The organism is Streptomyces sp. BR1, from assembly GCF_052373795.1.
Lineage (GTDB): Bacteria > Actinomycetota > Actinomycetes > Streptomycetales > Streptomycetaceae > Streptomyces.
In genome coordinates, this window is sequence record NZ_CM126252.1 from 1,617,001 (window position 1) to 1,628,768 (window position 11,768).

Here is an 11,768-nt window from a genome sequence, read left to right on the forward strand (position 1 = left end):
CCGACCTGGCGGCACCAGGCAGCCCGCGCCACCCCACCCGCACCGGTCCGGCAGCACCACGAACCCGCGCCCGCAGCGCCCCGCTCAGACCTCCGGCCGCAGCATCGGCGGGTTGAGGAGCGTCGCTCCGCCCGCGCGGAAGAGCTGGGCGGGGCGGCCGCCCTGGCGGGTGGTGGTGCCGCCCGCCGGCACCAGGAAGCCCGGGGTGCCGGTCACCTTGCGGTGGAAGTTGCGCGGGTCGAGGGCCACACCCCACACCGCCTCGTACACCCGGCGCAGCTCCCCCACGGTGAACTCGGCCGGGCAGAACGCCGTGGCCAGCGACGAGTACTCGATCTTGGACCGGGCCCGCTCCACGCCGTCCGCGAGGATCTGGGCGTGGTCGAAGGCGAGCGGCGCGGGCTGTTCGTCCTCGCGGCCGAAACCGCCGTCCTGGCTGAGCAGATCCTCGACGGGTGCCCAGCGGGCGCTGTGCGCGTCGCCGCCCGCGCGGGGTGCCGGCAGATCGGGCGCGAGCGCCAGATGCGCCACGCTCACCACTCGCATGCGGGGGTCGCGCCGGGGATCTCCGTACGTGGCCAGCTGCTCCAGGTGGGCGCCGTTGCCCGGCGCCGGGGCCGGGCCCGCCGGGTCCTGGGCGCACAGCCCGGTCTCCTCGCTCAGCTCGCGGGCCGCAGCCGCCGACAGATCCTCGTCGCCCCGGACGAATCCGCCGGGCAGCGCCCACCGCCCCTGGAACGGCGGCTCACCCCGGCGGACGACCAGCGCGCACAGCGCGTGGCGGCGCACGGTGAGCACGACCAGGTCGACGGTCACGGCGAAGGGCGGGAAGGCCGACGGGTCGTAGGGAGACATGAAGCGATCATAGTCGTCTCCCTGACGATAAACACGCCCCCGGACGCCTCTGGCCGTAACGCCCTCACCGGTCATCCCACGCCTCCCACCCATGGCGCCTCGTACGAAGGTCCTGCCGTCGCCCGCCGCGTCGCTCACCAGGACGTCCTCCTCGGCCTCGGCACCGGATTCACTCAGCACTGCGTTCAGCCTCCCAACTGGAGCCGGTCGGCGGCCTGCTCGACCATGCCGACGCCGAGCCTGCTGACCCGTACGGCGAAGGGCTCCCCCGCGACGCTCAGCCCCGAAAGGCGCACCGCGCCGAGCGGGGCGGACCGCACGGGAGCCAGCGCGACCGTGCCCGCCGGGGCGTCCGGGCGGATCCCGGCGAGCGCGCTGAGCAGCTGGACCACCGAGGCCGCGGCGACGGCGGCCGGGCGGCAGGCGGCGGGGTGCGGCAGCGGGGCGCTGTCGGCGGTGCGCTGCTCCCCCGCGTACATCTCGGGAAGCCGGTAGCCGAACGCCTCGGCCGCGTCCAGGACTCCGCGCAGCAGCGCGCTCGCCTCCTTCTCGTACCCCGCGGCCGCCAGGCCCGTGACCGCGACGGCCGTGTCGTACACCCGCACCGCGCCCGCCCGGTGGCCGAACGGGTTGTACCCCGCCTCCTTGGCGCCGAGCCCGCGCAGGCCCCACCCCGAGTCCATGACCGGGCTGCCGAGCAGTCTCGCCAGCTGTTCCGTCTGCACCTTGTCGAGCAGCCCGGGGGCGAGCCGGCCCGCGCCGAGGAGGCCGGTGTCCAGGAGGTGGGCGGCGCCCGCGCCAAGCGGCGGGACCGGGCGGCCGTCGGCGGTACGGGCGGCGGCGGGGCGCCCGCCCGCGAGGTCCTCGATCCAGAACTCCTCCCGGAACCGCTCCCGCAACGCCGCCGCCCACCCGGCGCACTCCTCGGCCCCGGGACGGCCGCACTCGCGCAGCAGCTCCGCCCCCAGTACGGCGGCGCGGTGCGCATGGGCCTGGGTCTCGGCGCGCACCAGACCCACCGCCGGGCCCGGCTCGACGAGATATCCGCCGCCCGCACTCGTACGCAGCCAGCGCAGACACCGCTCCGCCACCGGCAGCAGCTCCGCCACCTCGGACTCGGGCAGCCCCCAGCGCCGCGCCTCCGCGAGCACCACGGGAAACGCCAGCGTCGCCTCCACCCCGGTACAGCTGGGCGGCAGATGCGGTCCCGCGTCCCGGACCGGACCGGGCAGCGGACCCAACTCCCGCCCGGTGTCCGGAAGTTGCGTACGGGCCACCGCGCGCAGGGTCGCCGCCGCGAGCCGGGTGGTGAGCGGCAGCGCCATCCGCGCGGCCCACAACGCCTCCGCCGGGGCCGGTCCGGTCCGCCAGGGCACTCCCGCCGCCGCGTACACATCGGCCGGGTGCGCCGGGTCGCGCACCAGGAGCGCCCGCAGGTCGTCGAGGCCGCTCTGGAGCAGCGGCGCGACCCTGGGGTCGTCGCCCTCCGCCTCGGCGTGCGGCAGCGCCTGGCCGACGGCCTGCCCCGGCGACCTGGCCAGGCGATCCGCGCGGTCACTCCGGATGTGCAGCTCGATCGTGTACGAGCCACCGGGAGGCAGCTCCACGTCCCAGCGCAGCACGCCCGCCGAGGCCAGCGCGTCGGCCGGGGGCGGCTGCGCGCTCACCACGGCGTGCGCGCCGGGGCCCGTCCAGCGCATCCCCGAGTCATGGACGCTGCCCGGCAGTTCGGGTCCGGCCCGGCCCGCCGCGACCGCGCCCAGCTCGGCGAGGTCGGTGCCGAGTGCGATCTCCACGGGCAGCCGGAGCGGGCGGGGCGACGCGCTGCGCAGGGTGATCCGCTCGCTGCCGTCGGCCCGGCGCACCCGTTCGATCGCGATCTCCGGGTCGGGGCCGCTGTCGGAGGGGGTGCGGACCACCGCGCTGAAGCGGGCACGGTCGGCCGATATCGGTCTGCCCTGGAGCGCGATCGGCTCGCGCCCCGCCACCTTCAACTGGCAGCGCGCAAGGAGCCGTCGGCCGTTCTGATAGAAGCCCTCCAGGCCGTGCCCGGTGAGCTGACCGTGCTCGGCCGAGACGACAAGGCCGGGCAGGGCGACCGAGATCAGGGCCGAGTGCACCGGCGGAAGTTCGCCGTGGCCGGGGCCACCGCCCGGGGCGCCGCCGATCCGTCGTGCGTCGGGCAGGCCGGGCGCGGGCGCCTGCCGTCGCGCCGGTCCCGGCGCCGTGGACACCGGGCCGCCCGGGGCGGGGGCCCGGGGCGGAACATTGAACGCCATACGCTGCCTTCCGGGCACTCGGGCCACATCCGTCCGTCGAGCGGACGGCCCTGGTGCGCCGTCCCACCGGTGAACGCGGCGGGCCGTACACGGGTCACGGAGCGACACGCCGTGGCATGGACCCGGTTTCATCGGCCCGTCCCGTCACGCTGACCCGCCCTGCCCGCGCGCCGGATCCCGCGCGGGGCGAGCCGGGCGCCCGGCGTGCCCCCGTCAGGCCTCGCAGGCCGGTCCGCGGTTTCCTTCCGACTCAGCGGGGCCTTTCGGCGTGACTTCGGCCGATGAGGCGAGGTCATCTGCGGGCCCGACCCCAGCCGTTCCAACTCGGCCCGCTCCTCGCGCTCCTCCCGAGCCACCCGCTCCTCGCACACCTCTCGCTCCGCCCGCGACTCGCGCACATCCCCTTCCACCCGCTCCCGTTCCACCCGCTCCTCCCGCAAACACTTCCGCAGGGCCTCCGGATTCAGGCCCTCGTTGCAGGCCTGGTGGAGGAGTTGGGCGAAGGTGCAGCCGGGGTCGACGCGCAGGGCCAGGCCCAGGGCCACACGGGCGGCGGGCTCGTCGCCGGTCGACCAGGCCACCCAGCCCGCCAGCGTCAGGGGCGCGGCCGCGTGTTCCGTATAACGGCCGACGCAGCGGCGGGACAGGGCGCGCCACAGACGCAGGGCCGGAGCCGCGTCCGGGCCCTCCATCCACTCCGCCGCGCGGTCCCGTGTGGTGCGGTCCTGGAGGCCGAGAACCAGTGCCGCCGCCTCGCCGTGGGCGATCAGGCCGTCGTCGAGCGCGTCCCCGTCGGAGCGGCCCGACGCCGGGGGCGCGCAGGACAGGCGCCGCATCAGCAGACCCGCCAGATCCAGCGTCTCGCGCCCGACCAGCGCCCGCTCCTCCTCGTCCAGGATGCGGGGCAGCAGCCGTTCCTCCGTCGCCGCCAGCACCCGTTCCTGCTCGGCGGCCGCCGCCGGGCGCCGCCACGGGGCGAGCCTGGCCTCCATCTCCCGTAACGTGCCGCGCACTTGGAGCCCGGCGTACGTCGCGGCCGCCGCCAGCGCCGACGTACCGGGCAGGACCAAGGCGCTCCCCTCCGGCGGGCAGCAGCGCGCGTCCGGGCAGCAGTACGACCAGTACCGCCCGTCCGAGATGCACAGCGCCTCCAGGACCGGCACATCCAGGCCGCCGCAGGCCGTACGCAGATGCTGCGCCAACGGCCTCAGCTTTTCCATGACTTGACTGCCCGTCATATCGCCGACCGGGTCGGGGTCCTGGCAGAGGAACACGATGATCCCGTCCGGGCGCGGCCCGCGCCGCTCGCTTCCCGTGACCAGGCACTCGGCCAGTTGCTCCGCGACATGCGGCCACTCCCCGGGCGAACGCGGGATGCCGAGCCGGAGCCGCCCGCCGAAGCGGCCCCGGCGACCATGGAGGGCGACCATCACGACGGAGTCCGTCGGATGGAAGCCCATCAGATACGGCAGCGCGTCCGCGAGATCGGCCGGGTCGCGCAGCGTGATCTGCGGGTCGTCATCGAACAGTTCATGAGATTCGTGGTGCTTGTTCATGTCTCGACGGTCCCGTCTCCGGGCACCCGTCACCACCCCTGTGGAAAACGTTGTCCACAGGCCAGAACAAGCCACGCCCCTGCCGGGCATACTGAGGTGGCAGCCGTCGCCTCGCGCATCAGGTCGACCCGGTCACGGCGCGGCCCTCGCGTATCGCCGCGACGGCCACGCCGCCCGCCCGGTTGGACCTGCTGTCAGGCGCGAGCCGCACCTACCACTTCTGCCCGGCCTGCTGCTTCGTCGTGGCGTTCAGGCGGTTGAACAGGTTGCTGACCGCGATGTGCAGCACCAGGGCCGCGAGCTCCTGCTCGTTGAAGTGCTTGGCGGCCTCGTTCCACACCGCGTCCGGGACCGGGTCCTCGCGGTCGGCCAGGCGCGTGACGTGCTCGGTGAGGGCGAGGGCCGCGCGCTCGGAGTCGGTGTAGAAGGGGGTCTCGCGCCAGGCGCCGACGGAGAAGATCTTCTCGTCGCTCTCGCCCGCCTTGCGCGCCTGGCCGGACGCCGACTCCACACAGGGGCTGCAGCCATTGATCTGGCTCGCGCGCAGGTGGCTCAGGGCGAGCAGGCCCGCCGGGACGCCACCCGCGTACGTGGCCTTGTACAGACCCTGGATGGCCTGCATCGCGTCGGGGAGGACCATCGCCGGGTTCTGCATCCGTGCTTCCATGACTGCTCTCCTTCAGAGATCTATGCGATCTTTCAGCGGTGACGCTGGCTCGATCCCATCGGTCGGGATCCCGCGTCACCCGTCTGACGGGTCCCGGCGCGAGAGTGTGACCGGAGGAGAGGAAGAAATTTCCAGGCGATCTTCCGGCGGCACGACGAAGCGGCCCCGCCGGGCTCGGAAGCCTGGCGGGGCCGCACGTCACACGCCGGCCCGACCCGCGGACCGGACCGCGACTACACCCGTACTACTCGGTGATCTTGATCAGCTGACCCTCGGTGCCGACCGAGTTGTTGGTCACGTAGATCTCGTCGTCCGGGCCGACCGCCAGGCCGGTGGCCATCGACAGCTTGCCGTCGGTCGGGATCTCGGTGACCGCCTTGGTCTTGATGTCGATCCGGTTCAGCTTGCCCGGCAGCGGCGGGCCCTGCTGCTGGAAGCCGCCGGTGAGCGTCAGGGCGATCAGGTTGCCGTCGCTGTCCTGCGCCAGGTCGCTGACGGCGGTCAGGCCGCTGGCGAAGACCTCGGCGCGGTGGCCCGGCACGATCCGCCAGATGCGCGAGCCGCCCGGACGCAGACCGCCCATGTCGGCCATGTAGAACGCGCCGTCCTTGCCCTTGAGGATGCCGCTGGGCACCGACTGGACCTTGACCGTGCCGTTGGCCGCGGTCGTCGTGGCCTGCGGGACGAGCGCGGACAGGGCTTTCTTCTCCTTGGCCGACGGAGCCGCTGCGGCACCGCCCGGTGCCGGGATCTCGTTGTCGGGGAAGATCGCCTCGGTGGTGGTCTTGCCGCCGAAGCCGATGCCGACCAGGTCGTTGCCGCCCGCGTCCGCGACCAGGAAGCCGCGGCCGTTGCGCGCGAAGCGCCACGGGTTGCTGTGGATCGAGGCCTCTTCCGGGTTCGGCACGTGGCCGAGGATCCAGTCGGGGTCGAGCAGCGTCTCGTGCTTCGCCAGGTCGCCGAGGACCCAGCCGCTCGCGGTCTGGAGCGTGCCGAGCTTGGCCGCGTCCTTGCCGAGCTTGTCACGGTCGTCCGTGCCGCCGCCGAAGCCGTTGAGCACGAGGTAACCCGAGCCGTTGGCCTCGACGTCGTTGGGGCCGGCGGCCGAGATCGGCTCGTACGGGTTGGTCGGGGCGACCGCCGAGGACGGCAGACCGGTGACGACGCGGCCCTGCTCCGAGCCCTTGACGCGGTAGATGGAACCGGTCAGACCGACGCACTTGGTGCCGGGCGCGCAGCCCGGCTTGCCCACGCCGGACTCGGCGACCAGGATCGTGCCGTCGTCCTGCACGGATATACCGCGCGGGTTGTTGAGCTTGCTCGCAATAACCTGGATGTTTGCAGTGTCAGCGGCCTTCGCCTCCTTCGGCGAGGCCTGTGCGGGACCCGGGACCAGCGTGGCCGTCAAGGTTCCCACGGCCGCCGCCGCCACGAAGGCCCCACTCCAAGACCTGCGTATTCTCGACATGTCTCTCCCTCATCATGGCGAGCCCCCGTCATTGGGAGCCGTCTCAACCGGGCGCCACGATAGACGCTTCTACCTCAACCGTCCCGTACTTATAGGCCACTTGTAAGTGGGTGGCCGACTGCGGCGCCTCCGCAGTTGAACACTTGATTCGCACTCGGAATTCACTGGTGCTGATCTGGTGCGGATGTCGTGCCGGATCCCGTGCTGGATCTTCCGTACGCAATCGGCCAACTCGGGGCCGGTTTCCGCGTGTCGAGTGGTTGTTCCGCGCCGATGTACGGCTCTAGAGTCTGGCGGGCGACGCCCATAGTTTCCGGTATCCCCGGTAATTAAGACTCTTGATACCGCTGCGCAACCGCCCATGGAGGATACGCATGCCCCCCATTCCGCCCGCCCGAGTCGTCCGCATCGTCGAAGGTGTGCGCGCGCGGGTGCAACGGCTCGCCCAGCTGATGGTGCCCGCGCCGATCGCCGTGCTCGAACTCGCCCAGGGCGCCTGGGTGTCCCAGGCGATCTATGTGGCGGCCGAGCTGAAGATCGCCGACCAGCTCGCCGACGGCCCGCTGACCTCGGACGAGATCGCCCGGCGGATCGAGGCCGACCCGGACGCCGTGCACCGGCTGCTGCGCGCGCTGGCCAGTTACCGGATATTCAGCGAGGAGAGCGACGGCCGCTTCAAGCTGACCCCGATGGCCGACGCGCTCCGCACCGGCACACCGAACTCGATGCGCGACATGGCCCTGTTGACCGGTACCCCCGCGAGCTGGGAGGACTGGGGCGCGCTCATCCACACGGTGCGCACGGGACAGCCGAGCCTTGAGAAGAACCGCGGCATGCACGCGTACGAGTATCTGGGCCAGAACCCGGAATTCGCCGAGATCTTCCTCAACGGCATGGGCACGCTCTCGAATATGGAGACCGAGCCCATTCTCGCGGCGTACGACTTCTCCAAGTACAAGACGCTGGTGGACGTCTTCGGCGGCCGTGGCGGTCTGCTGTCGGCGATCCTCAAGAAGACACCCACCGCGCAGGGAATCCTCTTCGATTCCCGTGCGGACGAGCTCGGCGCCGACGCGTTTCTCACCGAAGAGGGCGTGGTCGACCGGGTGGCGATCGACAAGGGCGATCTCTTCGGTCCGCTGCCCGCCGGCGGGGACGCCTACATGCTCAAGCACATTCTGCACGAATGGCCCGAGCCCAAGGCGCTTGAGATCCTCAAGAACACGCGTGAGGCAATCAGCCCCGACGGCCGCCTTCTTGTCATGGAATTCGTTCCTCCGGAGGGCAACAAGCCCCACCCGGCCAAGCTGGTCGACCTGTGGCTGATGATTCTGGTCGGCGGCAAGGAGCGTACGGCGCGCCAGTACTCGGAGATCCTGCGCGCGACCGGCTTCGAGCTCGACCGCATCGTGCAGACGGCCGCGGGCGTGTCGATCGTCGAGGCCCGCCCGATCTGATCCAGCGCTTCACCCCCTGCACAGAAGCTCCTGGCGGAACGATTCCGCCAGGAGCTTCTGCATGTACGAGGGGTGTATTACGCCAGGCCCGCGAGCCCGAGCAGCAGCCCCTTCACCTCGGTTGCCTCCACCGCGTCCCCGACCGCGTCAGGCGTCGAGCACAGCAGCACCGGCCCGTCCTGCGGGTCGTCGGGCAGGCGCCCGTGGCTGCCGCGGATCGGCGAGGGGTCGAGCGGCACGACCGCCATCCGGTAGCGCATCCCGAGCTTCTTGCGGGCCAGCGCCTTGGCGGCCTTCACCTTCACATACGGGTCGAGCGGGTCCATGAACAGCTCGACCGGGTCGTATCCGGGCTTGCGGTGGATCTCGACGAGCTGCGCGAAGTCCGGGGCGCGGTCGTCGTCGAGCCAGTAGTAGTACGTGAACCAGGCGTCCGGCTCGGCGACCGCGACCAGTTCGCCCGAGCGCGGGTGGTCCAGGCCGAAGCTCTTCTTGCCGTCGTCGTCCAGGAGTTGGTCGATGCCCGGCAGATCCGCGAGGGCTTCCCGGGTCGCCTCCAGGTCCTGCGGCGTACGTACGTAGATGTGCGCGAGCTGGTGGTCGGCGACCGCGAACGCGCGCGAGGCCATCGGGTCCAGGTACTCCATGCCGTCCTGAGTGTGGACTTCGAGGAGCCCCGCGCGGCGCAGCGCCCGGTTGATGTCGACCGGGCGGCTGACCTTGGTGATCCCGTACTCGGAGAGCGCGACGACGGTGCGGCCCGCAGCCTCCGCGTCGTCCAACAGCGGCGCCATCGCCGCGTCCAGGTCCCGGGCCGCCTGGTACGAGCGCGGGTCGTCCGGACCGTACCGCTGGAGGTCGTAGTCCAGGTGCGGGAGATAGCAGAGCGCCAGGTCCGGGTTGCGGGTCGCCAGGATGTGGCGGGTCGCGTCGACGATCCACTGGGAGGAGACGATGTCGGCGGTCGGTCCCCAGAAGTTGAAGAGGGGGAACGTGCCGAACTTGTCGTGCAGTTCGTCGTGGAGCGCCGGGGGGCGGGTGTAGCAGTCGGGTTCCTTGCGGCCGTCCGCGTAGTAGACCGGGCGCGGGGTGACCGTGATGTCGGTGTCCGCGCCCATCGCGTACCACCAGCAGATGTTGGCGACGGTGTAGCCGGGGTGCGCACGGCGGGCCGCGTCCCACAGCTTGTCGCCCTCGACCAGGCCGTTGTGCTGGCGCCACAGCAGGACCTCGCCGAGGTCGCGGAAGTACCACCCGTTGCCGACGATGCCGTGCTCGGCGGGGAGCGTGCCCGTCAGGAACGTGGACTGGGCGGCGCACGTCACGGCGGGCAGCACCGTGCCGAGCTGCGCCTTCGAGCCCGATCGGGCGAGCTGCTTGAGGCGGGGCATGTGGTCGAGCAGCCGGGGGGTGAGCCCGACGACGTCCAGGACCAGCAAGGGGGTCGGGGTGCGGTCGTCCGTCATGACAGTTCCTTGAGGCCGAGGTCGGTCAACAGGTCCCGGGCGAGGGAGAGTTCGGCGGCGATGCCGTCGGCGAGCTGGTCCCGGTCGCGCGGACGCAGCCCGGCCGGCAGGGCCTGCCAGGTATACGTCTCCACCTCCAGGTGGTGCGTGTGCGCGACGGGACCGCCGACCAGACCGGCCAGGGTCTCGCGCAGCACCGGCAGCGTGGAGGTCAGCGGCGCCTCGGGCGTCGCATGAAGCGGTACGTGGAAGTGCGCGCGCCAGGGCGCGGAGTCCGGCAGGGCGGCCCCGGTCAGCGCCTCGTCGAGGTCGTCGGTACCGAGCAGTTCGGCGCCCGCCCGCGTACGGGTCTGATGCAGGAAGCGCGGCTCGGCGAACTCGGCCAGCGCGGAGCGTACTTCGGGCCTGCTCGGGTCCTCGGCGTGCAGCGCGGCCGACAGTTGCACCTTCGGGATCGCGATCCCGGCCGTGTGCAGCGCCTCCAGCGCGGTCGCCGGATCCTCGAAGGAGGTGGCGAGGTGGCAGGTGTCGACGCAGATGCCGATGCGCGGCGAGCCGATCGCGGTGAGCGGCGCGATGGCGTCGGCGGTGGTCTCCACCGTGCAGCCCGGCTCAGGCTCCAGGCCGATCCGGATGGACTTGCCGGTCTCCTCCTCCAGCGCATCGAGGCGCGCCGCCAGCGTGCGCAGCGCGGAGTGCGCCGCCTCGGCCGCCGTCGCGTCGAAACCGGTCCGCCAGGCGAGCGGCAGGGTGGAGATGGTGCCTTCGGTGACGCCGTCGGGGAGCAGCGCGGCGAGCAGCCGAGCCAGGTCGGCGGTGTACTCCAGGCGTTCCGGATCGGTCCAGTCCGGCTTGTAGACGCGGTACTTGACCTCCTCGGCGCCGAAACCGTCGTACGGGAAGCCGTTGAGGGTGACGACCTCCAGGCCGCGCCCGTCGAGTTCGGCGCGCAGCCCGCGCAGCGCGGCCGGATCGGCGCTCAGCTCCTCGGCCGCGCCCCGGGCCAGCCACAGACCGATGCCGAGCCGGTCGGTGCCCAGGCGCCGGCGGACCGGCTCGCAGTGGTCGCGCAGCTGGGCGAGGACGCCGTCGAGGGTTTCGGCGGGGTGGACGTTGGTGCAGTACGCGAGGTGGACCGTGGAGCCGTCGGGGTGGCGCAGACGCATCAGGTCACTCTCCGCCGCGCAGAATGGAGTTGCCCTCGTGCAGGGACTCCGGCGCGGTCACCGAGAGGTCGAGACGGCCGCTGAGCCCGTAGAACGCGACGGGGTTGCGCCACAGCACCAGGTCCACGGCGTCCTCGTCGAAGCCCGCCTTCAGCATGGCGTCGGCGACCTTGCGGGTCTTGAGCGGATCGCTCTTGCCCCAGTCCGCCGCCGAGTTGACCAGCACCTTCTCCGGGCCGTACTCGTCGAGGATCGCGACCATCCGGTCCTCGTCCATCTTGGTGTCGGGGTAGACCGAGAAGCCGAGCCAGGCGCCGCTGTCCTTGGCCTCGCGCACCGTCGTCTCGTTCAGGTGGTCGAGCAGCACCCGGTCGGTGGCGAGCGCCGACTCCTGTACGACGTCGATGGTACGGCGCAGGCCGGTGAGCTTGTCGCGGTGCGGGGTGTGGACCATGGCGGGCAGCCCGTGCTCGGCGGCGAGCTGGAGCTGGGCCGCGAGCGCGGTGTCCTCGGCGGGGGTCATCGAGTCGTAGCCGATCTCGCCGACCGCCACGACCCCGTCCTTGACGAGATAGCGCGGCAGCTCGTCGATGACGGGCGTACAGCGCGGGTCGTTCGCCTCCTTGGGGTTGAGGGCGATCGTGCAGTGGTGGGCTATGCCGTACTGGGCGGCCCGGAACGGCTCCCAGCCGAGCAGCGCGTCGAAGTAGTCGAAGAAGCTCTCGGGCGAGGTGCGGGGCTGGCCCAGCCAGAAGGCGGGCTCGACGACCGCGCGCACGCCCGCCGCGTACATGGCCTCGTAGTCGTCGGTGGTGCGGGACGTCATATGGATGTGCGGGTCGAAGATACGCATG

The 11,768-nt window shown here is 72.1% G+C and carries 9 protein-coding genes; 1 reads left to right on the forward strand and 8 read right to left on the reverse strand.

Features of this window, described 5'->3' with window-relative positions; genetic code table 11:
* Positions 1-84 precede the first annotated feature (84 nt).
* The 5 genes from ACT1U9_RS06630 to ACT1U9_RS06650 form a co-directional block, all read right to left on the reverse strand.
* Positions 85-855, reverse strand: coding sequence for an NUDIX hydrolase (locus ACT1U9_RS06630; protein WP_188275454.1), 771 nt, complete (start codon positions 853-855; stop codon positions 85-87).
* A 185-nt stretch (positions 856-1,040) separates the two neighbouring features.
* On the reverse strand, positions 1,041-3,134 hold the full coding sequence (locus tag ACT1U9_RS06635; protein WP_444537442.1) for a glycogen debranching N-terminal domain-containing protein: 2,094 nt from the start codon (positions 3,132-3,134) through the stop codon (positions 1,041-1,043).
* A 128-nt stretch (positions 3,135-3,262) separates the two neighbouring features.
* The gene (locus ACT1U9_RS06640) at positions 3,263-4,690 is read right to left on the reverse strand and encodes a DUF4192 domain-containing protein (RefSeq protein ID WP_444537443.1); all 1,428 of its coding nucleotides are present in this window, start codon (positions 4,688-4,690) and stop codon (positions 3,263-3,265) included.
* A gap of 211 nt (positions 4,691-4,901) precedes the next feature.
* Positions 4,902-5,357, reverse strand: coding sequence for a carboxymuconolactone decarboxylase family protein (locus ACT1U9_RS06645; protein WP_444537444.1), 456 nt, complete (start codon positions 5,355-5,357; stop codon positions 4,902-4,904).
* A gap of 244 nt (positions 5,358-5,601) precedes the next feature.
* On the reverse strand, positions 5,602-6,765 hold the full coding sequence (locus tag ACT1U9_RS06650; RefSeq protein WP_444537445.1) for a ScyD/ScyE family protein: 1,164 nt from the start codon (positions 6,763-6,765) through the stop codon (positions 5,602-5,604).
* Positions 6,766-7,199: 434 nt separating this feature from the next.
* Here ACT1U9_RS06650 and ACT1U9_RS06655 point away from each other — a divergent pair, with 434 nt between their 5' ends.
* Positions 7,200-8,282, forward strand: coding sequence for a methyltransferase (locus tag ACT1U9_RS06655; RefSeq protein WP_444537446.1), 1,083 nt, complete (start codon positions 7,200-7,202; stop codon positions 8,280-8,282).
* A 77-nt stretch (positions 8,283-8,359) separates the two neighbouring features.
* On the opposite strand, the gene ACT1U9_RS06660 is transcribed toward ACT1U9_RS06655, so the two are convergent.
* The 3 genes from ACT1U9_RS06660 to ACT1U9_RS06670 are packed head-to-tail and all read right to left on the reverse strand — an operon-like array spanning position 8,360 to position 11,767.
* Positions 8,360-9,748, reverse strand: coding sequence for a nucleotide pyrophosphatase/phosphodiesterase family protein (locus tag ACT1U9_RS06660; RefSeq protein WP_444537447.1), 1,389 nt, complete (start codon positions 9,746-9,748; stop codon positions 8,360-8,362).
* Positions 9,745-10,914, reverse strand: a complete 1,170-nt coding sequence (gene eboE, locus ACT1U9_RS06665) for a metabolite traffic protein EboE (RefSeq protein WP_444537448.1) — start codon at positions 10,912-10,914, stop codon at positions 9,745-9,747. Before eboE ends, ACT1U9_RS06660 begins: the two co-directional genes overlap by 4 nt.
* A gap of 4 nt (positions 10,915-10,918) precedes the next feature.
* Entirely contained in the window at positions 10,919-11,767 is an 849-nt protein-coding gene (locus ACT1U9_RS06670) for a TatD family hydrolase (protein ID WP_444537449.1), read from the reverse strand.
* Position 11,768: the final 1 nt, after the last annotated feature.

Coding starts and splice junctions, on each gene's coding strand:
- ACT1U9_RS06655 (WP_444537446.1), top strand. CDS start 7,200: ATGCCCCCCATTCCGCCCGCCCGAGTCGTCCGCATCGTCGAAGGTGTG.
- ACT1U9_RS06635 (WP_444537442.1), bottom strand. CDS start 3,134: ATGGCGTTCAATGTTCCGCCCCGGGCCCCCGCCCCGGGCGGCCCGGTG.
- eboE (WP_444537448.1), bottom strand. CDS start 10,914: ATGCGTCTGCGCCACCCCGACGGCTCCACGGTCCACCTCGCGTACTGC.
- ACT1U9_RS06660 (WP_444537447.1), bottom strand. CDS start 9,748: ATGACGGACGACCGCACCCCGACCCCCTTGCTGGTCCTGGACGTCGTC.
- ACT1U9_RS06670 (WP_444537449.1), bottom strand. CDS start 11,767: ATGCGTATCTTCGACCCGCACATCCATATGACGTCCCGCACCACCGAC.
- ACT1U9_RS06645 (WP_444537444.1), bottom strand. CDS start 5,357: ATGGAAGCACGGATGCAGAACCCGGCGATGGTCCTCCCCGACGCGATG.
- ACT1U9_RS06630 (WP_188275454.1), bottom strand. CDS start 855: ATGTCTCCCTACGACCCGTCGGCCTTCCCGCCCTTCGCCGTGACCGTC.
- ACT1U9_RS06640 (WP_444537443.1), bottom strand. CDS start 4,690: ATGAACAAGCACCACGAATCTCATGAACTGTTCGATGACGACCCGCAG.